This is a genomic window from Shinella sp. GW821-FHT11G07 (genome assembly GCF_058808115.1).
Genome location: NZ_JBXARJ010000011.1, coordinates 65,992 through 92,169, shown reverse-complemented (window position 1 = coordinate 92,169; position 26,178 = coordinate 65,992). Strand labels below are relative to the sequence as shown.

The following is a 26,178-nucleotide window of genomic DNA, read 5'->3' as shown; positions in this document are numbered from 1 at the left end:
CTCGTCCCCTGGTCCTCTCAGGATGCTATCGCCTGGCGCTCGGGCACGGCGGGCCTCGCGAATTCGTCCAGCTTTTCGATGAGCGCGTCAAGCGGCAGGGGCCGGCTGAGCAGGTAACCCTGGCCGAATTCGATGTTCATCGCCTGGAGGATGTCCCACTGCTCGGTGGTTTCGATGCCCTCGGCCACCACGGCGCAGCCCATCTGGTGCGAGATCGTGCGGATACCTTCGACCAGCATGCGGCTCTTGCGGCGCACATCCGGCTGGTCGCTCGAAAGCGAACGGGTGAAGGACTGGTCGACCTTGACGATATCGACGGGGAAGCGGTTGAGGTAGCTGAGCGAGGAATAGCCCGTGCCGAAATCGTCGAGCGCAATACGGCAGCCGAGGTCGGAAAGCGCGTCAAGTACGTCGCGCACCACCGGATTGTCGAGCATCAGCACGGCCTCGGTGATCTCGACGACGATGCGCGACGGCGTGATGCCGTTCTGCAGAAGCAGCGCGGCAAGGCGCGCGGGCAGGGCGGGCTCGAACTGCAGGGGCGAGAAGTTGACCGCGAGATAGCTGTCGGCAAGCCCGTCGAGCCTGGAAATGACTGCGAGGCTCGCAATGGCCTTCGACAGGATGGCGTCGCCGATCTGGCCGATCGAGCCATTCTCCTCGGCAATGCCGATGATCTCGGCCGGCGGCAAAAGGCCGCGTTCGGGGTGGTTGAGGCGCATCAGGGCCTCGAAGCCGGCGACGCGCCCGTCCGACAGGCTGACGATCGGCTGGAGATGGGCGGTGAACCAGTCGTCGCGCAGGCCCTGGTCGATGAACTGTTCGGTCTCCAGCCGCTTGCGGGCGATGTCGACCATGTTGTTGTCGAAAAGCTGCACGCCGTTCTTGCCGCTGCGCTTGCGCGCATACATCGCCATGTCCGACTTTTGCAGCAGGCAGGCGGCCGTCTCGGCATGGTCGGGATAGACGGCAACGCCGATGCTGGCGCTGACGTTGAGTTCCGCGCCGTTGACGATCAGCGGCGCACGCAGGCTTGCGACCAGCCGGTCGCTGATATCCATGGCGAGCTGGCGGGCATTGGGCGCGCATAGCAGGATGGCGAACTCGTCGCCGCCGAGGCGCGCAATCACATCGTTGGCGCGCAGCTGGCGGCGCAGGCGCATTGCGACCTGGCAGAGCACATCGTCGCCGGCGGCATGGCCGAGATTGTCGTTGATCCACTTGAAGCGGTCGAGGTCGACGAAGAGGCAGGCGAGCTGCTGGCCGAGCTTGTCGGCTTCGCCGATCAGGTCGTCCAGCACGGCTTCGAAACCCTGGCGGTTGAGCAGGCCCGTCAGGTGATCGGTGATCGCCTGGCGGTGGTTGCGGGTTTCCGCCTCCTTGAGGTCGGTGACGTCGGTCATGACCGAGAGCGACAAGGCCTGCCGGCTGTTGCTCGCCTCGACGCCGGTCTCCAGGATCAGCACGTCGATGATGCTGTCATCGGCGCAGCGGAAGCGCACGGTGACCTCGCAGATACCGCCGTTTTCCATGCTGGTGGTATGGCGCTTGCGGTAGGCCTCGCGCGATTCCTCGACGACGAAATCGGTGAATTCCTGGCCGATCACCGCTTCGCGGCGATAGCCGGTAGCGGTCAGCCAGTAGTCGCTGACGGCGGTGATGCGGTTGTCTCCATCGATGGAGAAGAGCATCGCCGGGGTGAGATTGTAGATGTCGGTAGCGCGGGCATGCGCCAGCTTGAGTTCCTTCTCCTCGCGCTCCAGCTTGCTCTGCATCTCGTTGAAATTATGGGCGAGTGCACCCATCTCGTCGTTCGACGTCCAGTCGACGTGATGGCGCGAGCCGAGCCGGCGGGTGGCTTCGATGGCCGCCGTCAGCCGCATCAGCGGCCGAATGATGGTGATGCGGTTGCCGATGATGGCGGCGGTGAACAGCGTTGCCACGGCAAAGAAGAAGATGGCGAAAATCGTCATCTCGTCCTTCGTGAAGCGGGCGAAGAGGCCCTGCTTGCGCAGCCAGATCTCGGCCGTGCCGACCTTCTTGATGCCGTCGCTCGCCCGATAAAGGATATCGGTCTTGACGACGGAACGGGCGTCGTCCGGATCGGGGCTTACCGCCGGCTTGCGGATGTCGATCACGTCCGAACTGTCGCGAACACGCACGAAGCTGATATCGGCCTCGGCCTGGAGCGCCGTGACGATCTGGTCGATGCTGTCCTTGTCGAAATCCCACAGCGGTTTTCCGAGCGCCTGGACATTGGCCTCCAGCAACACCTCGGTGTTCTGCAGGCGCTCGCGCGCGACACGATCGGACGAAAGGATGAGGAACAGGACGAACAGGGGAGCGACGAAGACGAGCAGGGCGCCGATGACGATGGCAATGAAGCGGCTTTCCACCGAATGCATCTTCATGCCGGTTGCCCGCCTGCCATGGTGCGAAGCCAGCCCATAGTGCCCCTCTTTGGTCTTCGTCATTTTTAGAGGCTTAGCTTTTCACCAAAGTCTTAAATGTTGCTGAAATACCGATCCGGAAAAGTGCTGATAATTCAAACCTCCCGCCACGGTAGTGCCGGCAAGCGGGCAAAGAAAAACCCCGCATTCGGGAGAATGCGGGGTTTTCCGAACGATCCCTTTGGAAGGGATTATTCTGCGGAGCCTTCGGCTTCTTCTTCCCGCACGCCGGCTGCCGGGGTGGCAATCGTGGCGATCGTGAAGTCGCGGTCGGTGATGACCGGGCTCGTGCCCTTCGGCAGCTTGATGTTCGAGATATGGATGCCGTCGCCGACCTTGAGGCCGGACAGGTCAGCCGTCAGGAATTCCGGAATGTCGCCGGCCAGAGCATGCAGTTCGACAGCGTGACGAACGATGTTCAGGACGCCGCCGACCTTGATGCCCGGGGACTTCTCTTCATTGATGAAGTGAACCGGAACTTCGACCACGACGTGGGTGTTGCCCGAAACGCGGAGGAAGTCGACATGCATCGTGAAGTCGCGGACCGGATCAAGCTGGAAGTCCTTCGGCAGGACCTTGATCTTTTCGCCGTTGACGTCGATCGTGGCAACTGTCGTCTTGAAGCCGCCGGCGTGGATACGCTGCGTGACGTCCTTGGTCGACAGGGCGATGGAAAGCGGGGCCTGCTTGTCGCCGTAGATAACTGCAGGAATAAGACCGTTGCGGCGAAGTTCACGGGAGGACCCCTTACCAACCCGTTCGCGTGTTTCGGCCTTGAGCTCGTAAGTTTCGTGGCTCATGACTTTACCTTTCGTGTGTTACTGGAGAGTTTTCCACGGCTGGCGCATTCGCCAGCAGCGCAAAACTTGAGGATTTCGTGAAAGCCTCATCCGCGTTGCCTCCAAGGGTGTCTACGCGGACGGGGGCTCGATAAACGAGAATGCCCGGAAATGCAAGGCCTCGGCCCGGATTGACCCCGGATTGACACGGTGCCGCCGTGATTGGATGTTCGGTAGGAAGCGGTTCGGCGAAGGAGACCCCGATGAGACGACAGACCCTGATGGCCTCGGCCGCATTTGCGCTCGTATTCGCGAGCCCCGCCCTGGCCCAGCAGGTTTCGCCGTCCGAGGCCGAAAGCATTCAGCAGCGGCTCACCCGCTATCTGCCGCAGGAGATGATCGACGCCGGCCTCGTGACCGTCAAGGCGGCCTCCTCGTTCTACGAGCTGCGCTTCAACCCGACGGTGCTGCTCGACAAGGCGAAGACCGGGACGGTGACCGTCGAAGGCCTGAAGCCGATGACCGCCTATCTCAGGCCGATGCCGGAGGGCACCTATCGCGTCGAGGCGAACGACAGTTTCGACATCAAGGGCACGGTCGATGCAGCACCGGGCAAGAATTCCTTCACCTACCTCATCGATTCGATGAAGCTCGACGGGATCTATGATCCGGAGATTCTCTATTTTACCTCCGCAGACTGGACGGCGCAGAAGATCGCCTTTTCCACCACCTCGCCGCAGGAGAGCGTCACGGCCAGCATCGGCGAAACCGCGATGCGCGTTGCGGCCGAGAAGCGGGGAGAGGGTACGCTCGACGTGACGAGCACGGGCGTGATGAAGGCCTTTGCCGAAACGATCACCGGCGGGCCGAGCGGCCGGGTCGATATCGGTGCGGACACGATCGATATCGATGTCAGCATGGATGGCGCCCGCTACAAGGTGATGCAGGACCTCGTCTTCTTCATTCTCGACAACATGCACAAGGACAAGCTCGAGGCGGCGGATGCCGCGCGGCTGAAGGAGATGCTGCGTGCCTCCCTGCCGGTCTTCGACAATCTGACCGAAACGATCAAGGCGTCGAACGTCACGGTCAATACGGACAAGGGCCTCTTCGGGGCTGACACCGTCACCTATGATATCGACATGAACGGCATCGCCCATTCCACGCGCGTGGGCTTCGGCTTCGGCGTGGAGAAACCGAACGCGCCGGCCGGGATCCTGCCGGCGGTCTTTGCCGAGGCGGTGCCCGAGCGGGCGACCTTCAAGGCGGCCGTCACCAATCTGGATCTTGCCGGCGCCGTCAACTATCTCGTCGACCACGCGGATTTCACCAAGCCGGAGCCGTTGACGGAGGAGCAGAACAAGGAGATCGGCAAGATCGTGCTGCCGGACGGCACGATGACGGTCGAGTTCGAGGATGTTTCCGCCGTCTCGCCGATCTACGACGTGCACCTCTCCGGCAAGATGCTGGTCTATCCCGACCAGCAGGATCGCCACAGCGCCGACGTGACCATCACCATGCGTTCGTTCGACAAGACCGTCGCCTATCTCCAGAAGAATGCCGCTGCCGTGCCGCAGTTCGGCCAGGCGGCTTTCGGTCTGTTGATGATGAAGGGGCTTGCGCGCGATGCGGGCGGCGGGGCGCAGGCCTGGGATCTGAAGGTCGGCGAGGACGGCAAGGTGCTGATCAACGGCCAGCCGCTGCCCTTCCAGCAGTAAGGGTCAGCCGCGGCGTTTTGCCGTGAACCTCGCAAGCGCCAGCATCAGCCCACCACCGATCAATCCCCAGAACGCGCCGGAAATGCCGGCGAACGAGACGCCCGAGGCGGTGACGAGGAAGGTCACCGCCGCCGCCTCGCGGCTTTCCGGTTCCTTGAAGGCGTTGAGTGCCGAGCCGGCGAATGCGCTGATCAGCGCGAGGCCGGCCACCGCCTGGATGAGGATCGGCGGGGCGAGGCTGACGAAAGCCGTGACCGCGCCGGCGGCGAGCCCGAAGATCACATAGAAAATGCCCGCGTTGATCGCCGACCAATAGCGTTTGGCCGGGTCGGGATGTGCGTCGCTGCCGGCGCACATGGCGGCGGTGATGGCGGCGAGGTTGACCGCATGGCCGCCAAAGGGGGCGGAAAGCAGGGAAAAGAAGCCGGTGACGGCGAAGAGCGGGCCGGGTTTGGGCTCGTAATGGTTCACCTTCAGGACGGCGATGCCCGGAATGTTCTGCGACGCCATGGTGACGATGAAGAGCGGCAGGGCAATGCCGATGAGGCCGGCAAGCGTGAAGGCGGGCATCACGAGTTCCGGCTTCGGCAGCAGCGATTCGCCAAGCCCGGCAAAAGCGCCCTCCGGAATGTCGATGCCGAAGGCGAGCACCACGACGAAGGCGGCCAGCGCTGCCGGCACGGCGTAGAGCCGGTTGATGCTGCCGACGACGACCCAGGCGATGACGATGGGCAGGCCCAGCAGCGGATCGAAGGCAATGGCTTTCACCGGCGCAAAACACAGCCCGATCAGCACGCCGGCAAGCATGGCATTGGCGAGCGTCGCCGGAATGGCCGCGACCATGCGGCCGAGCGGCTTCCACAGGCCGGCAATGATGATCAGCACGGCGCACACGAGAAAGCCGCCGACCGCCGTGGCAAACCCGCCCTCGACCGCGCCGGAACTGGCGAGCAGTGCGGCACCCGGCGTCGACCAGGCGATGGAAATCGGCAGGCGCGTCGCGGCGCTGAGCACGATGGCGCAAACGCCCATCGACACGGACAGCGCCATCAGGCCGGACGCGGCCTGTGCCTCCGTGGCGCCGACGCCCGTCAATCCGTGCAGGACGACGGCGAAGGAACTGGCAAAGCCGACAAAGGCGGTGAGCAGGCCCATGAACAGGGCTTGGGCGGAAAAGTCACGGAACATGGCAGGATCGATGCTGAAAAGGATGTGCTGCACTGGTAACAGGCGGCGGGAGGCTTGGAAACAGGCTTGTGGCGCTGCCGGCAGGTCAAAAGCCGTGGCCCAAAACGGTCGACCCGATCTTGGACCTTCGTCCGGCTGGACCAGCCGTCCGAAACATGGGTATAGTCTGGTGCGTTGTATTTTTATGCGACGATCGGTCGGAAGCCCTCGGGAGGAGAGCGGATGTCTGCGCGTTTCGATCACGCGGATCATGTGAACACCGTTGCGGCCCATACCTCGGCGGCGGCGAGTTCCCCTGTGGCCGCTTCCTGGCGCCGCTGCCTGACCCTGCACGGCCTGACGCCGGAAGAAGCCCGCGTGCCGTGGCGACTGACAGAATCCGAATTTCACCATGCCCGCGCCCGCTCCAGCGTGTTGATCGAAGAGGCGCGCGGCGAGATCGACCGGCTTTTCGCCACGGTCGGCAAGGCCGGATGCTGCCTGCTGCTGACGGACGAGAACGGTATAGCGCTCGAACGGCGTGGCGCTGCGGGTGACGACCGCGATTTCCGTGGTGTCGGGCTCTGGTCCGGCACTGTCTGGAGCGAGGCGAGCGTCGGCACCAACGGCATCGGCACGGCGCTTGCCGACGAGCGGCCGGTGCTCATTCTGCGCGACCAGCATTTCCTCTCGCAAAACACCGGGCTGTCCTGCACGACGGCGCCGATCCGCGATCATACCGGTCGTATCGCTGCCGCCATCGACATTTCAACCTGCCGTGACGATGCCAACGACATGACCATGTCGATCCTCTCGCAAGCGGTGCGCGATGCGGCTGCCCGCATCGAGGCCGGTCTCTTCCGCCGCGCCTTTTCCACAGCCCGCATCCTTCTCGTGCCGGCCGAAAGCCGTACCGCGCCGGCGCTGCTGGCGGTCGACCGCGATGATCTCGTGCTGGGTGCCACGCGCGCCGCTCGCCAGATGCTTGGTCTGGACGACCGGCGGATCGCCACGGGCATTGCGGCCTCCGATCTACTGCACGAGGACCGGGCGGAGGAGGGGCGTGACCTCGACGACGCGGAGCGCGCAGCCCTTCGCCGCGTCCTCACGCGCGCCGGCGGCAATGTCAGCCAGGCGGCGGACCTGCTCGGCATCAGCCGCGCGACGCTTTATCGGAAGATGAAGAAGCTCTCCATTAACTGAATGCCCGGAATGTTGCGGCGCAGCACAGCCTGTCGCATCGACCTGTCTCAATTCTGAAACAGTCCCCGCCGCCATCGCCGGCTGGCCTCTACCGCTCCCCCACGAAGCGCAGCACCATGCTCTCGACGGCCCAACCGGGTCTCTTTGGGAGGAATTGACATGCTGCATCAGAAGATCGTCGAAAATCCGTACAAGGCGAAGTACGGCAACTTCATCGGTGGTGAATGGAAGGAGCCGGTCGCGGGCCGCTACTTCGACAACGTCACGCCGATCACTGGCGGCAAGCTCTGCGAAGTCGCCCGCTCCGACGCTGCCGATATCGAGCTCGCCCTCGACGCGGCCCACGCCGCCAAGGACAAGTGGGGCCGCACCTCGGTAACCGAGCGCTCCAACATCCTGATGAAGATCGCCCAGCGCATGGAGGACAATCTCGACCTCCTCGCGCGTGCCGAAACCTGGGACAACGGCAAGCCGCTGCGCGAAACGCTCGCCGCCGACATTCCGCTCGCCATCGACCATTTCCGCTACTTCGCTTCATGCGTTCGCGCGCAGGAAGGCACGATCGGCGAGGTCGACCATGAGACCATCGCCTATCATTTCCACGAGCCGCTCGGCGTCGTCGGCCAGATCATTCCGTGGAACTTCCCGATCCTGATGGCCACCTGGAAGCTGGCGCCCGCCCTTGCCGCAGGCAACTGCGTCGTGCTGAAGCCTGCCGAACAGACGCCGTCGTCGATCCTCGTCTGGGCCGAACTCATCGGTGACCTGCTGCCGGCCGGCGTGCTCAACATTGTCAACGGCTTTGGTCTGGAAGCCGGCAAGCCGCTTGCCTCCAACCCGCGCATCGCCAAGATCGCCTTCACCGGCGAGACGACGACCGGCCGCCTGATCATGCAATATGCCAGCCAGAACCTCATTCCGGTCACGCTGGAACTGGGTGGCAAGTCGCCGAACATCTTCTTCTCCGACGTGATGAACGAGGACGACGACTATCTCGACAAGGCGCTCGAAGGTTTTGCGATGTTCGCGCTGAACCAGGGCGAGGTCTGCACGTGCCCGAGCCGCGCGCTGGTGCATGAGAAGATCTATGACCGCTTCATGGAAAAGGCGATCAAGCGCGTCGAAAAGATCGTGCAGGGCAACCCGCTCGACACCGCGACGATGATCGGGGCGCAGGCGTCGTCCGAGCAACTGGAAAAGATCCTGTCCTATATCGACATCGGCCGGCAGGAAGGCGCGGAAGTGCTGACCGGCGGCGGGCGCAACGATCTCGGCGGCGACCTTTCCGGCGGCTATTACGTCAAGCCGACCGTCTTCCGCGGTCACAACAAGATGCGCATCTTCCAGGAGGAAATCTTCGGACCGGTGGTTTCGGTCACGACCTTCAAGGACGATGCGGAAGCGCTCGCCATCGCCAACGACACGCTCTACGGTCTCGGCGCCGGCGTGTGGAGCCGTGAGGCGAACCGTTGCTACCACTTCGGCCGCGATATCCAGGCCGGCCGTGTGTGGACCAACTGCTACCATGCCTATCCGGCCCATGCTGCCTTCGGCGGCTACAAGCAGTCGGGCATCGGCCGCGAGACGCACAAGATGATGCTCGACCACTACCAGCAGACCAAGAACATGCTGGTCAGCTACTCTCCCAAGGCGCTCGGTTTCTTCTGAGCGACCGCCCGTCCTTCTCCCAGCCTCCCCGAGAGAAGGCGATCGACGGGTGGTGGAGCCCTGTCCGCCGTTGCTCCACGCCCCATCCCTCTCCCCGCTGCCCGGGGGGAGGGAAAACGCGTCAAGGGAGCCTTGCCATGTCTGAAATTGCGACCGAACCGCGCGTGGTGGCGACCGATGTCGCCCTTGCGCTCATCCGGGAGATCCAGGCAGATCATCCCGAAATCCTGTTCCACCAGTCGGGGGGATGCTGCGACGGTTCCTCGCCGATGTGCTACCCGGCGGACGACTACATCGTCGGCGACCGGGACGTGAAGCTCGGCGAGATCGGCGGCGTGCCGGTCTATATCAGCGAGAGCCAGTTTGGGGTGTGGCAACACACGCAGCTGATCATCGACGTCGTGCCCGGCCGCGGCGGCATGTTCTCGCTCGACAACGGGCGGGAAAAACGCTTCCTCACCCGCTCGCGCCTGTTCGGCGGTGGCGAGGCCTGTCCGCTACCTGCACGCTGAACGTTATCCGGTTGGCTCAAATGCAAAACCCCGCCGTGTGGACGGCGGGGTTCTGGTCATGCGCATTGGTCGAACTGATACTCAACGTGCAGGGCACTCGCCGGGGCGAATGACGCGGTAGCCTGCAGCGCCCGCAGAGCAGGTATTGCCGAAGGTCTTGACGTCACGGCCACGCTGTCCGCAGACCGGATTGTATTCCATCGTGCAGGCGCGCTGATCACGCGGACGCTCGCGGTCCCCTTCATCGCGGTTGCGATCCCGTTCCCGCTCGCGGTCGCTGCGGTTGTCCTCGCGATCCCGATCCCGATCGCGCGGACGATCCCGGCCGTCGCCGTTGTCAGTCCAGCCACTGTCGGGACGGCGGATCTGGCACTCGCCGCGGCCGATGACGTCGAAGCCGCTCGAGCGTGCCTCGCAGGCATTGGCAAACGTCTGGCGGTCACGGCCGCGCGAGCCGCAGACCGGTGCATATTCGCGCGTGCAGGCACGGCCTTCATCCGGACGCGGGTCCGGTCGACCGCCGGGACGGCACTCACCGCGACCGACGATCTGGAAGCCGCTGGAGCGTGCTTCGCAGGCATTGGGGAACGTCTGGATATCACCGCGTCGCGAGCCGCAAACCGGGTCATATTCCCTGGTGCACATCTGCGGGCGCGGGTCGTAGCCGCCGCCCTGGTCGACATCGACCTGGCAAGCCGCCAGCGTGCCGGCGGCGAGAAGGATGGCTATGCGTCCCGCCAGCCGGGATAAGAAAGGCGATATCAAAGTCATGGGTCCTCCTAGCGAATCTCAGCGGACCCTATCGCAAAACCGATAGGTCCGGTATTGGCGCTGGCTTAAAAAAACAGGGGCTGATTGAGGCGCGCGAGGTCACGCAACCTATGCAGCGCATAGGCCAGATCGGGTCTTGCGGTCGCCGGATTGGCTTCAGTCGAAGAGGCTCGAAACCGACTCTTCCGCGCTGGTGCGGTTGATCGCTTCGCCGAGCAGGTTGGCAGTCGAGATGACGCGGATATTGTGCGCCGACTGGACGGCCGTGGTCGGCTGGATCGAGTCGGTGATCACCAGTTCCTTGAGCTTGGAAGAGGTGACGCGCGCGACGGCGCCGCCGGAGAGCACGCCGTGCGTGATATAGGCGGTGACGCTGGTCGCGCCGTTCTTGAGCAGCGCTTCGGCGGCGTTGCAGAGCGTGCCGCCTGAGTCGACGATGTCGTCGATCAGCAGACAGTCCTTGCCGGTGACGTCACCGATCACATTCATGACTTCGGATTCGCCGGCGCGCTCACGGCGCTTGTCGACGATCGCCAGCTGGCAATCGAGACGCTTGGCGAGCGCGCGGGCGCGCACCACGCCGCCGACGTCCGGCGAAACGACCATGACGTTTTCGAGATTGTAGTTTTCCTTTACGTCACGCGCCAGAATCGGCACCGCGTAGAGGTTGTCGGTCGGGATGTCGAAGAAGCCCTGGATCTGGCCGGCGTGCAGGTCGAGCGTCATCACGCGGTCGGCGCCGGATTCGGTGATCAGGTTGGCGACGAGCTTTGCCGAGATCGGCGTGCGCGGACCGGGCTTGCGGTCCTGACGGGCATAACCGAAATACGGGATCACGGCCGTGATGCGGCGCGCCGAGGAGCGGCGCATTGCATCGATCATGATGAGCATTTCCATCAGGTGATCATTGGTCGGGAACGAGGTCGACTGCACGACGAAAACGTCCTCGCCGCGCACATTCTCCTGGATTTCTACGAAGATTTCCTGGTCTGCGAAGCGTCTGACCGTAGCCCGGCCGAGCGGAACATTCAGATAATTGCAGATCGCTTCGGCCAGAAGCCGGTTCGAATTGCCCGCGAAAACCTTCATTTATGGTCCGCCTGTGGATTAAGCTGATGGGGGGCGTTTAAGCGGCTCAAACCGCGAATGCAAGGGCCTTGCCGCATCGGAAAAGCGAATCTTCGCATTTCGCTGTGATTTACCGTTTCAGCAGTCCCGGAGTGCCTAACAAAACCTCTCGGGATCGACCTGCTGGTGCTTTTCGCCTTTCGCGTCGTCGCCGACCCTTGTCGATGCCGATAACACTGCCTTTCGGTCGGCTCCTGACAGGCGGATGAAAATCCCCGGTAAGCCTTCGTCCGGCACTCTTAACCCGGCGCAGTGCCGCGCCAGTCGAGATATTGACGGATCGTCTTCTGGGCGATGCCTTCCATCGTGCGGGACGGCACGGCAGCCCACGGATCCGACGCGGTGCCCGAGACGGTTTCCTGTCCCTGGATGCGGTGCAGCCGCGCGCCACTGCCATCGAGCACGTCCCAGACATAGACGACGGTCGTCTTGCCACCGTCGTTCAAGGCGGAGAAGTAGCCCTTCAGGATGTATTTGCTGGAATTGTCGGAGGCGCTGCGGATCTTCAGGCCGTTCGAGCGTGCTTCAGCGCCAAGGCGCTTGGAGAGTGGGGTCACGGCCTCGACCGGCGCACCGATGATCGGCAGGAAGCGGATCGTCTCGCCGGTCTCGGCGGCGGCCGAGACGGCTGCAACCTCTTCTGCGCCGGTCGATGTTTCCGCCGCGAGCGAGCGTTGTGCGGTGGTGCGGGCGAGTGCGGTGTCGGATTGCGTCGTGTTGCGGCCGGTATTGTTGCGGGCGAGCGCATCGGCCTGAGCTTCCAGCGTGCCGGCGGTATCCGCGCCCGTCGTGCTGCCGGCCTCGGCCGATGGCGTGAAGGCCGTTCTCTGGGTTGTCGAGGTGGCCGGCGTCGTGGTTACAGACGTCGTCTGGGCGCTCATCTGATCAAGGTCGTTCTGGGTGACGGGCGGCGAATTGAACCCGCCGCCACCGACATCGACCTGTGGTGTCAGCGCGTCGGTGCTGTTGCAGCCGGCAAGGGCGGCAATCAGGCCGATCACTGCCAGCCACTTCATCAGCTCTTGCATCGTTCTCGTCCGTGTTTCTCCGAAGGCCTTTTGCCTCCTCCGTGCCCCGCAACGATTTATGGGTATCGGCCGAAGGCCTGTCAATTGCGGGATCTGGCAGGCCGGCGATCGATCCATCACACCGCGATGAAATCAAGCCCGTAGCGTGACAGCGGCTTCGGCGTGTCGGTCGTCGTCAGATAGGTCTGGCCGAGCGTCATCGCGGTGCCGCTATCGGAATCGAAAATGATCGTATGCACGAAGAGCGACATGTTCGGCTCGATTTCCTGGGGATTGCCGAGGAGGAAGGCCTGCAGGTCCATCCAGGAGGGGGCGAAGCGGGCGCCGACCGAGTATCCGCAGGTGTTCAACCGATGGCGGGCGAGGCCGCGCTCATCGATGATACGGGCAAAGGTCTCGAAAACGGTGCCGAAGGTGTTGCCGGGGCGAAGCACCATTTCCATCGCCTGAATGGCCTCGCGGCAGGTGCTGTAGAGTTCGCGGTGGCGGGCGGTCGGCTCGCCGATGAGGGCGGTGCGCATCATCGGGGCATGATAGCGGGCGCTGACGCCGGCCCATTCGATCGTCAACTGGTCTTGGGCATCGAGCCGGCGCCGGCCGGATTTCGAGCGGCAGAGCAGGGCATCGACGCCGGAGCCGATGACGAATTCATTGGCGGGGTAATCGCCGCCGCCGGCGAGCACGGCGCCCTGCAGGGCCGCAAGGATCGCGGCCTCGTCACCGCCCGGCACGATGAGCGGCAGGGCGGCAGCCAGCGCGTCGTCCGAGAGGACGGCCGCGCGCTCGACATAGGCGATCTCGGCGGGGCTCTTGATGAGGCGGAGCCGGCTGACGATGTTCGAAGCATCGACGATCTGGCCGAAGCTCTGGAGCTGGTTGTCGAGCTGGCGGGCATTGCGGCCGGTCAGGCCGTGCGTGTCATATTCGATGCCGATGCGGCAGCCGAGCAGATCCATATCGGACAGCAGGTTTTTCAGATCCATCGTCGGGTCCGCATTCATGCGGTCGATCCAGATCTCGATTTTCCCGATGTTGGAGGTATGGCGCGCCTGGCGTAGGTCCGCTGACCGCGTCAAAAGCACCATGCTGCCGTCGGCCTTGACGATCAGCGTCTGGAAGAAGCAGTAGCCGAACGTGTCGTAGCCGGTCAGCCAGTACATGCTCTCCTGCGCGAAAAGCAGCATGGCGTCGATCTTTTCCTCCCGCATGCGGGCGGTCAGGCGCTGGAGCCGGTTGGCGTATTCCTCGGTATCGAAGTGAAGTGCCATTGTGGTGTCTCCGTCGTCTTCGTCTGTTTTGGGGCGTTACGCCCGTATCATGATCGCCGAGATCTGGCGGCCGTAGTCGGGTTCCTGACGGTGCGTCGTGCGCCGGTAGGAGAAGAAACGATCTTCGTCGGGATAGGTGCAGATATCCAGGTTTTCCGCGGTCACCCCGGCATCGCTCAAGCGTTGCGTGGTCAGGCCCGGCAGGTCGAACATCGCGTGATCGACCTTTCCCGACGGCGTGAAATAACGCGCATAGGCCTTGTCGACGCCTAGAAAGCGCTCGACGAATTCCGGGCCGACCTCGTAGTTGCGCCGACTGATGGAGGGGCCGAGGCTGGCAAGGATGTTTTGCCGCCGGGCGCCGAGCTTTTCCATGGCGGCGATGGTGCTTTCCAGCACACCGTAGAGCGCGCCCTTCCAGCCGGCATGAGCGGCACCGACGACGCGGGCGTCGGGGTCGCAGAACAGGATCGGGCCGCAGTCCGCAGCCAAAACGCCGAGCACGATGCCGGGCGTGGCGCTGACCATCGCGTCGGCCTCCGGGCGGGCACCATCATAGCTGTCATCGACAACCACGACATCCGGCGAATGGACCTGATGCACCGTGGCGAGGCGCTCAGGGGCTGCGGAAAACCAGCGGGCGACGCGGGCGCGATTCTCGATGACGTTCTTGCGCTCATCCTTCGAGCCGAGGCCGACATTGAGGCCGCGATAGATGTCCTGCGAGACGCCGCCGGCGCGGGTGAAGAAACCATGCTGCACCGTTTTGCCGGCACGTTCTGCCAGCAGCGGGCTTTCGATCGGGGCGGGAAATGCTTGGTCCTTCATGGTCTCTCGGCTGGGCTTGGGGACGGATCGCCAGGCAAGAATGTCGCCGGGGCATGCGGGCTGCAAATCGGGCCGGATGTTGTCGGGCCTTGCCCCCTCTGTCAATCCGGCTGGCGGAAAGGAAAAAGTGAAAGCGATGCGCTACCGACGGCCAAGACCTTGAAAAGATCACCCATTTTACCCGCGCCGGAGCCGGCAAGCCGGGCGACGTCGTTCAGGATCGACTGCTGCGTCGCCTCGTCGCGGTGACGGCCGAGCGCGGAGGCGCGTTCGCCGATACCGAGGCCGACGAGGAAATCGCCCTGGTGCAGCATGCCGTGCACATGCAGGCCGGCTGCGGCAGCCGCGCCGGCAAGGCGCTCGAAATCGACATGGCTTGTCAGGTCGGCCTCGCCGGGATGGGCGAGCGGTGGGTCGAAGTCGTGTTTCAGCACCGCCTGGAGCGTATCGCCGAAGCCGGTGACGAAATGACCGTAGTCGATCGCCAATGCGGTGCCGCCGAAGCAGGCGATGCGCTCGCCGATCGTCGCCATGACCGCTTCGCGGGCCGGGGCGATCTCGAAGATCGTGCCGTCGGGAACATTCTTGTGATGGTCCGGCAGCAGGGCCGGATCGATGCCGGCGACCCCGGCGGCGAAGGTCAGTTCGTCCTCGGCATCGAGGCCGACCATGCGCTCGCGGAAGCCGGACGGGGTCTTGATGAACTGGCGGATCGGAATGGCGTCGAAAAGCTCATTGGCGGCAAGCAGCACGAAGCCGTCCGGCAGTTCCTCGAAACTGTCGTGCCAGGTGACGCGGGCGGCGTGCATGCCGAGCGTCTCATGCTGGACGGCGCGCAGCTTCGGGCTCGTCTCGATCAGGTGGATCGTCGCGGTCTCGTAAAGCTGCGGCGCAAGCTTGACGATGACGCGCAGCATGTCGGCCATCATCGTGCCGCGGCCGGGGCCGATCTCGGCGATCCGCACCTCTGCCGGCCCGCCATGCTTCTGCCAGGCGTGCACGAGGAAGATGCCGAGCATTTCGCCGAAGAGCTGGCTCACCTCTGGCGCTGTGACAAAGTCACCGGCGCGGCCGAAGGGATCGCGGGTGCGGTAGTAGCCGTGTTCGGGATCGGCGAGGCAGAGTGCGAAATAGTCGGTGATGCTGATCGGACCGTTGATGCGGATCAGCGCCTTGATCTTGCGGGCGAGGGGTGTCGGCATGGGCTACCGTCCGCTCAGGCGCTGACTGGGCGAGCCGCATGGGCGCGAACAATCGCCCAGAGGCCAAGTGCCAGCATCGGCAGTGACAGCAGCATGCCCATGGTCAGCCAGCCGCCGAGGAGATAACCGAGCTGTGGGTCCGGCTCGCGGAAGAATTCGACCGTGATGCGCGAGAGGGCATACCCTGCCACGAAGATGCCGGTGACGAGGCCGGGGCGCTTCAGCGCGCCGAAACGGTAGATGGCGATCGCCAGGACGGAAAGCAGCACGATACCCTCCAGGCCTGCCTCGTAGAGCTGGCTCGGGTGGCGGGCGAAGGGACCGGCTTCCGGGAAGATCACGGCCCAGGGCGCATCGGAAAGGCGGCCCCAGAGCTCGCCGTTGACGAAGTTGGCGATGCGGCCGAAGAACAGGCCGATCGGTACCACCGCGGCGACGATGTCGAACAGGCTCCAGATGGCAATGCCGTTGCGCCGGGCAAACAGGATCATGGCGAGCGTCGTGCCGGCAAGGCCGCCGTGGAAGGACATGCCGCCGTTCCAGACCTGGAGAGCGCGCAGGGGATCGGCGGCGACGTTCGGAAAATCGTAGAACAGGATGTAACCGATACGACCGCCCAGGATAATGCCGACGGCCGCCCAGACCAGGAAATCGTCAAGCTGCACGCGCGTTGCCGGTGCCTCGCCAGCCCACAGCCGCGGCGTCTCGACCAGCCGGCGCGCATAGAACCAGCCCAGCATGATGCCCACGACATAGGCGATGCCGTACCAGTGCACAGCGACCGGGCCGATCGAAAAGGCGATCGGGTCGATTTCCGGATAGGGCATGATGGCGAAAAGCTGGGCGATGTTCGTCAAGGTTTTGATCTTCCTGTTTTGCGCGGAAGATGGCGACGCCTCGTGGCAGGGTCAAGGCGATAAATCGTGATGGGGGGTGCCGCAGCGGCTGCCACGGGCGCCGATCCACCGGAATCCGCTTGCAAGCCGCGCCGTCAAACCCTACCTCAGTGCCAAGGCGCGGCATAGGAATGCCCGCAGGACCACCATCGACACCCGAGGAGGGCAGACCATGACCACCGGTGCGAACCGCATTCTCGACGACTTCGCCAAGCTTATGACCGATGCCGCCGGCGCCGCACAGGGCGTGCGCAAGGAGGCCGAGACGGTGTTCCGTGCTCAGGCCGAGCGCTTCATCAACGGCATGGACCTCGTCAAGCGCGAGGAATTCGAAGCGGTGCGCGAAATGGCAGTCAAGGCGCGGGACGAAAACGATGCGCTTTTGCAGCGCATCGAGGCCCTCGAAGTCCGTCTCAACGCGAACGGCTGAGCCGTTTCAGCACAGGTTTTGACCATCAGGACTCGGTTGGCGTGATTCACATCGCGCCAACCGTTTTTTTTAATAAAATTTTTACCCCTGTGGACACTTCCGAAAAGCTGTTTTCGCAGAGTCCCTTACCCGCCCCACCTGAATCTTTTTCACAACCTCTGTCCACAACCGGGCGGAGAAAATGGCGGCTTAGGGGCTGGCGCCGTGACTCCGCCGTTATACACTGATTTTAAATGATGATTCGAGAATGGCAGCGCAAGCTTCGGACAGGGTAAGTCGTCCAGAGTGCTTGTAGTGCCGAGCAATCATTCAGTGTTGTTTCCGGAGTTTGGTTTGCCGCGTCGTGTGTGTAAGCACGATAGCGCATGCCTTCCGGCCTAGAAGGTGATGCATGAGCCTTATGGAATTGGATATCGGACGTCAGTCCAACCCGGTCGATATGATCGAATTCGTCGCAGCCAACAATGACTGGACATTCGAGCGGTCGGGCGAAGACGAGATCGCGATGACCGTCGAAGGCAAGTGGGCGGACTACCACGTCTCCTTCTCCTGGATGGAAGAGTTCGAGGCGCTGCACCTTGCCTGCGCCTTCGACATCAAGGTCCCGGAAAGCCGGGTCACCGAAGTGCATTGCCTGCTGTCGCATGTGAACGGCCAGGTGCTCATGGGGCATTTCGACCTGTGGCGCCGCGAGGACGTGGTGATCTTCCGCCAGTCGCTGCTGCTTGCCGGTGGCGCGGAGCCCACGAACCGACAGGTCGAGGTGCTGCTCTCCAGCGCGCTTGAATCCTGCGAAGCCTATTTCCAGGCGTTCCAGTTTGTCGTCTGGTCCGGCATGGACGCCCAGTCCGCCGTCGATGCGGTGCTTTTCGAGACAGTCGGAGAGGCTTGACGATGGCGGTTGCAGCTTCGGGTCCCATCGTTCTCATCGGCGCCGGAAACATGGGCGGCGCGATGCTCGCCGGCTGGCTGAAAAGCGGCATTTCCGGTTCCTCGGTGATCGTGATCGATCCCGGCCCGCAGCCTGCCATGGCCAAGCTGATCGCCGACAACGGCGCGCGTCATGAGACGTCCGCGCCTGAAGGCGTGAAGGCCGGCGTGATCTTCGTTGCCGTGAAGCCGCAGGTCATCGATCAGGTCCTGCCGCCGTTGAAGGGTCTCGTAGGGCCTGAGACGATCGTCGTCTCGGTCGCGGCCGGCAAGACGATCGCCAATCTCGAAAGCCATCTCGGCGAGGCCGCCACCGTGCGCGCCATGCCCAACACGCCGGCGATGATCGGTCGCGGTGTCACAGGCGCTTTCGCCAATGCGCGTGTTTCCGAAACGCAGCGCGATTTCGTGCATTCTTTGCTCAAGGTGAGCGGTCCCGTCGAGTGGGTCGCGACCGAGGGCGATATTGACGCCGTCACGGCGGTCTCGGGCAGCGGCCCGGCTTATGTCTTTTATCTCGTCGAGTGCATGGCGGAGGCGGGTCGCAAAGCTGGCCTGCCGGCGGACCTCGCCATGCGTCTCGCACGGGAAACCGTCGCGGGGGCTGGTGAATTGCTTCACCAGTCCCCCGACGACGCCAGCCGTCTGCGCCAGAACGTGACCTCTCCCGGCGGCACCACTGCCGCGGCTCTTGCCGTCCTCATGGCGGAGGATGGCATGCAGCCGCTCTTCGACAAGGCGATCGCCGCCGCCCGCACGCGCGCCGAGGAACTGGCGGGCTGATAGCCTTCCAAGGAATATTCCATGACCGAAACCATTACCTACGCCGATTTCGAACGCGTCGATATTCGCGTCGGCACCATCATCGAAGCGCTGCCCTTCCCGGAAGCGCGCAAGCCGGCCTACAAGCTGACGATCGACTTCGGCCCCGAGATCGGCACCAAGAAGTCGTCGGCGCAGATCACCGTGCACTATACGCTGGAAGAGCTTGTCGGCCGCCAAGTGCTCGCTGTCGTCAATTTTCCGCCCCGCCAGATCGGCCCGGTGCGCTCGGAAGTGCTGACGCTTGGTTTCGAGGATGAAGCTGGTGCGATCGTTCTCGCCGGTGTTGATCACCCGGTGCCGAACGGCAAGAAGATGTGCTGATCTGCAAAGGTCAGTGAATATCGCGCGACACCGGCGGCCCTAGCCGGAAGTCGGTGAATTCAGCTTCGAAACCCTCACGCTGGGGCGAACAGGCCATCAGCCCGATGGACAGCTCCAAAAGTTCCGGTGGGAAATAGGCGAGGCGGGCCACGCGCCATTCGGTCATGGCATCCGTCCGATACTGGATGAAAAGCGAGTCGCCATTGCGGGTGACGCGCACGGAAATCAGGTCGAAATCGTGATCGATGCGGAAGGCGGACCAATCCGAATGGCCGCGCGTCACGACGACGCTGAAATGCTTCGCGCCATCGGTGTATTCGATGCCACACTTCACCCAGCTTGTTTCGTCGTGGCGGATCATCAGGCCCGCTTGATCGTAGAGCGTTTCGTATTGGCCGCGAAACGTCGTTTCCAGCGTGAAGTCACCGGTCCATTGCCGGTGCAGGAAATGGCCGCTGTCCGGCTGAAAGCCGTAGTAGGTGCGCTGCCAGAAGTCGGTCTTGAGGCCTGTGCGGACATGCAGATGGCCATCGCGAACCGAGGTCGCCGTCGGCGGGTTGAGCCAGGCCATATCGTTGAAGGGCTCGTCGTTCATCGGCTCACCCCGTCGATTATCAGGCAGGAATACGGATCGTTGCCCGCAGGCCGCCCATCGGGCTGTCCGAGAGCGTGACATTGCCGCCGTGGCTGCGCGCGATGTCGCGGGCAATCGCCAGACCAAGGCCGGTGCCCGACGCATCGAGATTGCGCGCTTCGTCGAGGCGGAAAAACGGCTTGAAGACGTCGTCGCGCGAGCGCTCGGGAATGCCCGGCCCGTCGTCATCCACCGTGATCGTCAGCCACTTGGCGCGGTGGCGCGCCTCGACATGCACGGTCTTGGCATAGCGCATGGCATTGGAGACCAGATTGCCGACGAGGCGGCTGAAGGCGGTCGGGCGCACCATGACCTGGTCTTCGCCGTCGACGTCGCTGGAGAAGGCGCGGTCGTGCAGTTCCGCTTCCAGCGAAAACTTCTCGAACAGGTTCGAAAGCCGCAGCTCGCCGACATCCTCTTCCGCATCGCCGCGCGCGAAGGAGAGATACCCTTCGAGCATGGTCTGCATGTCCTCGACATCCTTGTTGAGGCCTTGCAGGTCCGGATTGTCGCCGGCCAGCGCCAGTTGCAGCTTGAAGCGGGTAAGGATGGTGCGCAGGTCGTGGCTGACGCCGGTGAGCATCGCGGTACGCTGCTCCATCTGGCGTTCGATGCGCTCGCGCATCAGGATGAAGGCGAGGCCGGCGCGGCGCACTTCATCGGCGCCCCGCGGCGCGAAATCCTCGCGCATCTTCTGTCCCTTGCCAAAACTTTCCGCCGCTTGCGCCAGATGCAGGATCGGGCGGATTTGGCCGCGCAGGAACAGGATGGAGATGCCGATCAGCACGAGCGAGGTGCCGACCATCCAGAGCAGGAAGATATGCGTATTGGAGGCGTAGGCCTGGTTGCGCCGCGCGTAGACGCGGAGAATCTTGTTGTCGAGCAGGATGCGAATCTCGACGAGATTGCTTTCGCCGACCGTGTCGATCCAGAAGGGTCGGCGGATCTGCCGGACGATTTCTTCGCTGAGAATCTCGTCGAGGATGTTGAAGAACGGTTTTGAACGCGGCGGCGGCAGTTCTGTGCCCGGCTCGATGGCGACGTTGAGCTCCAGCCGTTCGCGCGCGATGCGGGCGATCTCGGTATAGTTGGTGTCCTGCGGATAGGTTTCGATCAGGTCGATAATGGCGGCGATGTCGCGGGTGACGGCCGTGGAAAGACGCTGCGTGACGAGCTGCCAGTGGCGTTCCATGAAGACGAAGGCAACGACCGACTGGAGAAGCACCATCGGGATGATGATGATGAGCAGCGAGCGGGCATAGAGGCCCGTCGGCAGCTGCCGGCGCATCCAGCGGCCGAAACGCTTCCAGCCAAGGGCTGGCGCGCGCTCGATATCGCGCTTGAATGTCTCGAAGGTGGTCATAGCACCGGCATTTCCGCGTGGAACGACGCGATGGGCTTATCCTGGGATGGTTGTTGGCAGCACACGGTCAGACTTGCTCCACGCTCAATCGATAACCGATGCCGCGCACGGTCTGCAGCCACACCGGGTTGGAAGGGTCTTCTTCGATCTTACGCCTCAAACGGTTGATCTGCACGTCGATAGTACGTTCACCGACGTCCGTTTCTTCGCCGATCAGTTCATGACGTGGAATCGTCTCGCCGGCACGCAACGAAAAGAGCAGCATGATTTCCTGTTCGCGGTCCGTCAGGCGGATGGTGTCGCCGCCGCGTTTAAGCTCCTTGCGCACGATGGAGAACGTGTAGGGGCCGAACATGACCTGCTCGATCTTGGGCGCGGAGGGCGCGGCATTGCGCTTCAGGATGTTGTTGATGCGCAGCACCAGTTCGCGCGGTTCGAACGGCTTTGACAGATAGTCGTCGGCGCCGGCCTCCAGACCTTCGATGCGGGCTTTCGATTCGGCGAGCGCCGTCAGCATCAGGATCGGCACGGGGCGGATGTCGCGCAGGCTCTTCGTCAGCGACAGGCCGCTTTCGCCGGGCATCATCACGTCCATGATGATGAGGTCGAAATCGAGGCCGCGCAGCTTGCGCCGCGCCTCGTCGGCGTCGCCTGCGACGGTGACGCGAAAACCCTGTTCCATCAGGTAGCGGTTCAGAAGTTCGCGGATACGGGTGTCGTCATCGACGACGAGAAGGTGGGAAGCGTCGTCGGAGGGCGCGCCGGCAGCGGTCATCGTCTTGTCCTCCAGTCAGTCTGTCATTCGATCTTTGTGTTCTGCATGCCGGTGAGGAACTGGATCACCGCCCGGCGGTCGCTTGCGTTCATCTCTTCGAATGCACGGGCGATGCGGCGGGATTGCGGCTCGGCGAGTGCCAGTGCAAGTTCCCGCCCGGCTTTTGTCGGATAGAGCTTGCGCTGACGGCGATCCTCCGGCCCCGCCACCTGCTGGATATAGCCGGAATCGATGAGTTCCTTCAAGACACGCGCCAAGCTCTGCTTGGTTATCTTCAGCGTGTCGAGGAGATCGGCGACCGTCATGCCGGGTTCGCGGTTGACGAAGTGCACGACGCGGTGATGGGCGCGGCCGAAGCCGCTCTTTTCAAGGATCGCGTCGGGATCGGAAATGAAGTCGCGATAGGCGAAGAACAGGCCCTCGATGATTTCGAAGTCGATGCGGCCGTCGCCTGTCATGGCGTCCGCGTGCAGCTCGCTTGCGCCGTTCTTGTCCGGCATCTGTCGGGCCACGTTGTCATTTCCTTTCATGCTGCGCCGTCCCCGCGTAATTTATAGCAAGATATGTCAGGTTTGTTGACATATTTTTCCGCCCTTGTTAGGGTCCCGCCGTAATTGCGGTCCCGGGCGCTGATATCCGGTATTTTCCCGATTCCCAATCTGGACTACCTTTTTGCTCAGGTAACCCCGCCTGTTTCTGGTTAGACCGCAACAGACGAAACAATCAACAGAAAGAATGGCGTGCGAGCGCCGGAGGATGATACGATGGCAGTTCCCTTTGACCAAATGGACGGACAGATCTGGTTCAACGGCGAATTCGTCGACTGGAAGGACGCCAAGATTCACGTGCTGACGCATGGCCTGCACTATGCGAGCGCCGTGTTTGAGGGCGAACGCGCCTATGGCGGGCGCATCTTCAAGCTCACCGAACATAACCAGCGCCTGCACGCCTCGGCCGAAATCCTCGGCTTCAAGATTCCCTATTCCGTGGAAGAGCTGGACGCGTCAACCATCGAGCTTCTGAAGCGCCAGGGCTTCTCCGAAGCCTATGCGCGGCCGATCGCCTGGCGCGGCTCGGAAATGATGGGCGTTTCGGCGCAGAACAACCGCATCAACGTCGCCATCGCCATCTGGCAGTGGGGCAGCTACTTCAATCCGACCGAGAAGCTGAAGGGCATTCGCCTCGACATCGCCGAATACCGCCGCCCCGACCCGAAGACCGCACCGTCGAAGTCGAAGGCCGCCGGCCTCTACATGATCTGCACGATCTCCAAGCATGCCGCCGAAGCCAAGGGCTATGCGGATGCGCTGATGCTCGACTATCGCGGCCAGGTGGCGGAAGCCACGGGCGCCAACGTTTTCTTCGTCAAGGACGGCGTCATCCACACGCCGGTGCCGGATTGCTTCCTCGACGGCATCACCCGCCGCACGGTGATCGAGCTGGCCAAGCGCCGCGGCTATCAGATCGTCGAACGCGTGATCATGCCGGAAGAGCTGTCGGATTTCTCCGAGTGCTTCCTGACGGGCTCTGCCGCTGAAGTGACGCCGGTTTCCGAAATCGGCCCGTACCGCTTCACGCCGGGCACCATCTCGGAGACGCTGATGAATGACTACATGAAGGAAGTCTATCCGGTCGCGGCCGCTGCTGAATAAGCCGCCGGAAAGCGCTATCCGTTGAATAGGGCGGCCCGTGAGGGCCGCCTTTTTTCGTTCAGGCAGGCTTCTTGCCGAGCACGGCGCCGACGATTGCCGTCAGCACGCCGCCGCCGACGAGGCCGCCGATGCCGTTGGCAACGAGGCCTGAGAGGCCGGCTTCACCGCCCAGCATCTGCAAGAGAAAGCCGCCGCCGACACCGCCGATGGCGCCGACAATGGTGCGGACGATCACGCTCACAGCCGCCTGTTTCAGGGCCGCTCCGGCGACGTTACCGCCAACCGCGCCCGCGATGAGCTGCGTGATGATGGGCATCAATGCTTCCATGACTTCCCCTCCGAAAGGTCCGCCCGGAATAGAGAGTGGTCCGAGCAGGACACTTGCCTCACTACCGGGGCGCAGCCTGGAGCCCGCGCGCCCGTTGCCGAAAAATTCGGCACCCGCAAGGTGCGGATAAATTTGGGATAAGTCAATTTGCCCGTGTGCGCCGTACACCGGAGTTTTGAACGAAAAGAGGCGGCCGCTGAGCGACCGCCTCTTCCTTCCCCGCAGTGGCTTGGTTGCCGCGGTTGTTATTCTGCTGCGATGACGCCCCGGCGGATCTGGTCTTCCTCGATCGATTCGAAGAGCGCGCGGAAATTGCCCTCGCCAAAACCTTCGTCACCCTTGCGCTGGATGAACTCGAAGAAGATCGGCCCGATCACGGTTTTCGAGAAGATCTGAAGCAGGATCTTCGTCATGCCGCCATCGACGACGCCTTCGCCATCGATCAGGATGCCGTGCTTCTTCATGCGTTCGACCGGCTCTTCATGGCCGACGACGCGCACATAGGAACGGTCGTAATAGGTGTCCGGCGGGCCCGGCATGAACTTCACGCCGTTGTCGGCGAGCCTGTCAGTCGCGTCGTAGATGCCATCCGTGCCGACGGCGATGTGCTGGATGCCTTCGCCCTTGTACTTCTTCAGGTATTCGACGATCTGGCTCGTCTCGTCCTTCGATTCGTTCAGCGGAATGCGGATCTTGCCGCAGGCCGACGTGATTGCGCGCGAGACGAGGCCGGTGATGCGGCCGTCAATGTCGAAGAAGTGGATCTGCTTGAAGGCGAAGAGTTCGCGGTAGAAATCCCACCACTTGTCCATATTGCCGCGATAGACATTGTGGGTGAGGTGGTCGAGGTAATAGAAGCCGACGCCCTGCGGCTTCGGATCGCGCGCGCCCGTCCATTCGAACTCGGCGTCATAGGCCGAGCCCTTGGCACCGTACTTTTCGACGAAGTAGAGTAGCGAGCCGCCGATGCCGACGATGGCGGGAACGTCGAGCGCCTTGTCGTCGCCTTCATAGGGCGTGGCACCCTTGGAGAGGGCATGTTCGAAGGCATGCCTTGCATCGACCACGCGCCAGGCCATAGAGGCGGCGCATGGGCCGTGTACATCGGCGAATTTCATGGCATGCGAGCCGGGCTCGGCATTGATGACGTAGTTGATGTCCCCCTGGCGCCAGACCGAAATCGCCTTCGTGCGATGCGTCGCGACCTTGCTGTAGCCCATGCGGGCAAACAGCTCTTCCAGTTTCTCGGGCTCCGGATGGGCGAACTCGACGAACTCGAAGCCGTCGGTGCCAGCCGGATTGTCGGCGGTGATCATTGCCGGCGGGGCATCATGTGGGAAAGGGCCCATCGTTCGTCCTCCTCAAATGGTATCTGAGGCAAGTATGGCGCGTTTGCCATGCAATGTGCGTGCATAGTGGTTGTCTTTTGGCAATTCCATGCGATGTTCGTGCGCAGATAGATGTTTTGGAGGGCAATTCATGCAGTTGGATGATTTCGACCGTAAACTCCTCGTGCATTTGCAGCAGGATGCGCGCCTGACGAACAACGAACTGTCGGAGCGCATCCATCTTTCGCCCTCGCAATGTTCGCGCCGACGCATAAGGTTGGAGGAGGAGGGCATCATCCGTGCCTACCGGGCGGAACTCGACAGGGAAAAACTCGACCTCGGCATCGTCATCGTCGTGACGGTGACGCTCTCGACGCACAACCGCGACAATTCGGTGCGCTTCGCCAAGCTGATCTCCAGCCTGCCGGAAGTGCTGGAGGCGTTCTCGCTGACGGGGGAGATGGACTACATCATCAAGGTCGTGGTGCCGAACCTCAAGGCACTCTCCGCTTTCGTCAACGACGTGCTGCTGCCGCATGAATCGGTCTCGCATGTGAAGACGGCGATCGTGCTCGACACGCTGAAGGAGACGATGGCCCTGCCGCTCTGACGAGCTGTGGCGTTTCGGCAACAGCCCGCTCGCCTTGCCCTGTTCCCGGCGGAACATGCCGGACTCTGGTGTCGTTGTAGAAACGAGCCAAGCAAGCACCACAAGAGGCCACGCGGGTCGCGGCCGAAAACATCAGGGAACAGGACGATGCAGCCGAACGCCACCAGCCAGCAGAACCCGGTCGCCGCGCGCCTGCGCCCCGTGGTCTATCTTTATGCCGTGATCAACATCGCCGTCGTCGCGCTGCTCTTCTCCACCGTTTCGCCAACGCTTGCGACCGGCCCGGCGCAGGAGATGGCAAGCCTGCGCTAGTTCGCGCTTGGTCTTCGTTTGCTCTTGCGGCTATATCAGGCGCAAAGCGGCA

At 63.0% G+C, this 26,178-nt stretch carries 27 protein-coding genes; 11 read left to right on the top strand and 16 right to left on the bottom strand.

The window, feature by feature from the left end; genetic code table 11:
* Positions 1–17: 17 nt before the first annotated feature.
* Together AC1RT2_RS21365 and AC1RT2_RS21360 are read right to left on the bottom strand one after the other, a co-directional pair.
* Complete coding sequence (locus tag AC1RT2_RS21365; RefSeq protein ID WP_493105357.1) at positions 18–2,411, bottom strand: putative bifunctional diguanylate cyclase/phosphodiesterase; 2,394 nt, start codon at positions 2,409–2,411, stop codon at positions 18–20.
* Positions 2,412–2,641: 230 nt separating this feature from the next.
* Positions 2,642–3,250, bottom strand: a complete 609-nt coding sequence (locus AC1RT2_RS21360) for a 50S ribosomal protein L25/general stress protein Ctc (protein WP_069058080.1) — start codon at positions 3,248–3,250, stop codon at positions 2,642–2,644.
* Between the two features lie 242 nt (positions 3,251–3,492).
* Between AC1RT2_RS21360 and AC1RT2_RS21355 the strand changes: the two genes are divergently transcribed.
* Complete coding sequence (locus tag AC1RT2_RS21355; RefSeq protein WP_493105112.1) at positions 3,493–4,947, top strand: hypothetical protein; 1,455 nt, start codon at positions 3,493–3,495, stop codon at positions 4,945–4,947.
* Between the two features lie 3 nt (positions 4,948–4,950).
* On the opposite strand, the gene AC1RT2_RS21350 is transcribed toward AC1RT2_RS21355, so the two are convergent.
* Entirely contained in the window at positions 4,951–6,135 is a 1,185-nt protein-coding gene (locus AC1RT2_RS21350) for a benzoate/H(+) symporter BenE family transporter (RefSeq protein ID WP_493105110.1), read from the bottom strand.
* A gap of 222 nt (positions 6,136–6,357) precedes the next feature.
* Between AC1RT2_RS21350 and AC1RT2_RS21345 the strand changes: the two genes are divergently transcribed.
* The 3 genes from AC1RT2_RS21345 to AC1RT2_RS21335 all read left to right on the top strand — a co-directional run bounded on the left by AC1RT2_RS21345 (position 6,358) and on the right by AC1RT2_RS21335 (position 9,497).
* Positions 6,358–7,317 (top strand): helix-turn-helix domain-containing protein, encoded by a 960-nt coding sequence (locus AC1RT2_RS21345; RefSeq protein ID WP_069058083.1) that lies wholly within the window; start codon positions 6,358–6,360, stop codon positions 7,315–7,317.
* 159 nt (positions 7,318–7,476) lie between these two features.
* Positions 7,477–8,985, top strand: a complete 1,509-nt coding sequence (adh, locus tag AC1RT2_RS21340) for an aldehyde dehydrogenase (RefSeq protein WP_493105108.1) — start codon at positions 7,477–7,479, stop codon at positions 8,983–8,985.
* Positions 8,986–9,122: 137 nt separating this feature from the next.
* On the top strand, positions 9,123–9,497 hold the full coding sequence (locus AC1RT2_RS21335; RefSeq protein WP_493105106.1) for a DUF779 domain-containing protein: 375 nt from the start codon (positions 9,123–9,125) through the stop codon (positions 9,495–9,497).
* An 81-nt stretch (positions 9,498–9,578) separates the two neighbouring features.
* On the opposite strand, the gene AC1RT2_RS21330 is transcribed toward AC1RT2_RS21335, so the two are convergent.
* The 7 genes from AC1RT2_RS21330 to lgt all read right to left on the bottom strand — a co-directional run bounded on the left by AC1RT2_RS21330 (position 9,579) and on the right by lgt (position 16,549).
* Positions 9,579–10,268: a Kazal-type serine protease inhibitor family protein gene (locus AC1RT2_RS21330; protein WP_493105104.1), complete on the bottom strand. Its 690-nt coding sequence runs from the start codon at positions 10,266–10,268 to the stop codon at positions 9,579–9,581.
* A gap of 156 nt (positions 10,269–10,424) precedes the next feature.
* Complete coding sequence (locus tag AC1RT2_RS21325) at positions 10,425–11,357, bottom strand: ribose-phosphate pyrophosphokinase (RefSeq protein WP_069058087.1); 933 nt, start codon at positions 11,355–11,357, stop codon at positions 10,425–10,427.
* A 278-nt stretch (positions 11,358–11,635) separates the two neighbouring features.
* Positions 11,636–12,424 (bottom strand): hypothetical protein, encoded by a 789-nt coding sequence (locus AC1RT2_RS21320; RefSeq protein ID WP_493105102.1) that lies wholly within the window; start codon positions 12,422–12,424, stop codon positions 11,636–11,638.
* A gap of 116 nt (positions 12,425–12,540) precedes the next feature.
* Positions 12,541–13,692 (bottom strand): M24 family metallopeptidase, encoded by a 1,152-nt coding sequence (locus tag AC1RT2_RS21315; protein ID WP_493105100.1) that lies wholly within the window; start codon positions 13,690–13,692, stop codon positions 12,541–12,543.
* A gap of 36 nt (positions 13,693–13,728) precedes the next feature.
* Positions 13,729–14,520, bottom strand: coding sequence for a peptidoglycan editing factor PgeF (gene pgeF / locus AC1RT2_RS21310; RefSeq protein ID WP_493105098.1), 792 nt, complete (start codon positions 14,518–14,520; stop codon positions 13,729–13,731).
* 101 nt (positions 14,521–14,621) lie between these two features.
* Positions 14,622–15,722, bottom strand: a complete 1,101-nt coding sequence (locus tag AC1RT2_RS21305; RefSeq protein ID WP_493105096.1) for a class I SAM-dependent methyltransferase — start codon at positions 15,720–15,722, stop codon at positions 14,622–14,624.
* Between the two features lie 14 nt (positions 15,723–15,736).
* The gene (gene lgt / locus AC1RT2_RS21300) at positions 15,737–16,549 is read right to left on the bottom strand and encodes a prolipoprotein diacylglyceryl transferase (RefSeq protein ID WP_493105355.1); all 813 of its coding nucleotides are present in this window, start codon (positions 16,547–16,549) and stop codon (positions 15,737–15,739) included.
* 241 nt (positions 16,550–16,790) lie between these two features.
* Here lgt and AC1RT2_RS21295 point away from each other — a divergent pair, with 241 nt between their 5' ends.
* The 4 genes from AC1RT2_RS21295 (at position 16,791) to AC1RT2_RS21280 (ending at position 19,124) form a co-directional block, all read left to right on the top strand.
* Positions 16,791–17,048 (top strand): accessory factor UbiK family protein, encoded by a 258-nt coding sequence (locus tag AC1RT2_RS21295; RefSeq protein ID WP_493105094.1) that lies wholly within the window; start codon positions 16,791–16,793, stop codon positions 17,046–17,048.
* A 391-nt stretch (positions 17,049–17,439) separates the two neighbouring features.
* Entirely contained in the window at positions 17,440–17,940 is a 501-nt protein-coding gene (locus tag AC1RT2_RS21290) for a type III secretion system chaperone family protein (RefSeq protein WP_069058093.1), read from the top strand.
* A gap of 2 nt (positions 17,941–17,942) precedes the next feature.
* Positions 17,943–18,761 carry a pyrroline-5-carboxylate reductase gene (proC, locus tag AC1RT2_RS21285; protein WP_493105091.1) on the top strand — a complete coding sequence of 273 codons (819 nt, stop codon included), beginning with the start codon at positions 17,943–17,945 and terminating at the stop codon, positions 18,759–18,761.
* A 21-nt stretch (positions 18,762–18,782) separates the two neighbouring features.
* Positions 18,783–19,124 (top strand): tRNA-binding protein, encoded by a 342-nt coding sequence (locus AC1RT2_RS21280; RefSeq protein ID WP_444796847.1) that lies wholly within the window; start codon positions 18,783–18,785, stop codon positions 19,122–19,124.
* A 10-nt stretch (positions 19,125–19,134) separates the two neighbouring features.
* Here the strand turns inward: AC1RT2_RS21280 and AC1RT2_RS21275 are convergent, their stop codons facing one another.
* The 4 genes from AC1RT2_RS21275 to AC1RT2_RS21260 form a co-directional block, all read right to left on the bottom strand.
* Positions 19,135–19,719: a DUF1349 domain-containing protein gene (locus AC1RT2_RS21275; protein ID WP_493105089.1), complete on the bottom strand. Its 585-nt coding sequence runs from the start codon at positions 19,717–19,719 to the stop codon at positions 19,135–19,137.
* A 19-nt stretch (positions 19,720–19,738) separates the two neighbouring features.
* Complete coding sequence (locus tag AC1RT2_RS21270; protein ID WP_493105088.1) at positions 19,739–21,121, bottom strand: ATP-binding protein; 1,383 nt, start codon at positions 21,119–21,121, stop codon at positions 19,739–19,741.
* A gap of 67 nt (positions 21,122–21,188) precedes the next feature.
* A complete protein-coding gene (locus AC1RT2_RS21265) occupies positions 21,189–21,896 on the bottom strand; it encodes a response regulator (RefSeq protein ID WP_493105087.1) in 708 nt (235 codons plus the stop codon).
* Between the two features lie 23 nt (positions 21,897–21,919).
* Positions 21,920–22,408 carry a MarR family winged helix-turn-helix transcriptional regulator gene (locus tag AC1RT2_RS21260; RefSeq protein ID WP_493105086.1) on the bottom strand — a complete coding sequence of 163 codons (489 nt, stop codon included), beginning with the start codon at positions 22,406–22,408 and terminating at the stop codon, positions 21,920–21,922.
* A gap of 252 nt (positions 22,409–22,660) precedes the next feature.
* Here AC1RT2_RS21260 and AC1RT2_RS21255 point away from each other — a divergent pair, with 252 nt between their 5' ends.
* Complete coding sequence (locus AC1RT2_RS21255; protein ID WP_493105084.1) at positions 22,661–23,548, top strand: branched-chain amino acid aminotransferase; 888 nt, start codon at positions 22,661–22,663, stop codon at positions 23,546–23,548.
* Between the two features lie 58 nt (positions 23,549–23,606).
* Here AC1RT2_RS21255 and AC1RT2_RS21250 read toward each other — a convergent pair whose 3' ends face one another.
* Together AC1RT2_RS21250 and hppD are read right to left on the bottom strand one after the other, a co-directional pair.
* The gene (locus tag AC1RT2_RS21250; RefSeq protein ID WP_160857185.1) at positions 23,607–23,876 is read right to left on the bottom strand and encodes a hypothetical protein; all 270 of its coding nucleotides are present in this window, start codon (positions 23,874–23,876) and stop codon (positions 23,607–23,609) included.
* Positions 23,877–24,121: 245 nt separating this feature from the next.
* The gene (gene hppD, locus AC1RT2_RS21245) at positions 24,122–25,225 is read right to left on the bottom strand and encodes a 4-hydroxyphenylpyruvate dioxygenase (RefSeq protein WP_493105082.1); all 1,104 of its coding nucleotides are present in this window, start codon (positions 25,223–25,225) and stop codon (positions 24,122–24,124) included.
* Between the two features lie 130 nt (positions 25,226–25,355).
* Between hppD and AC1RT2_RS21240 the strand changes: the two genes are divergently transcribed.
* Together AC1RT2_RS21240 and AC1RT2_RS21235 are read left to right on the top strand one after the other, a co-directional pair.
* Positions 25,356–25,814 (top strand): Lrp/AsnC family transcriptional regulator, encoded by a 459-nt coding sequence (locus tag AC1RT2_RS21240; protein ID WP_069058102.1) that lies wholly within the window; start codon positions 25,356–25,358, stop codon positions 25,812–25,814.
* Positions 25,815–25,961: 147 nt separating this feature from the next.
* Positions 25,962–26,126: a hypothetical protein gene (locus AC1RT2_RS21235; RefSeq protein ID WP_171902374.1), complete on the top strand. Its 165-nt coding sequence runs from the start codon at positions 25,962–25,964 to the stop codon at positions 26,124–26,126.
* Positions 26,127–26,178 lie beyond the last annotated feature (52 nt).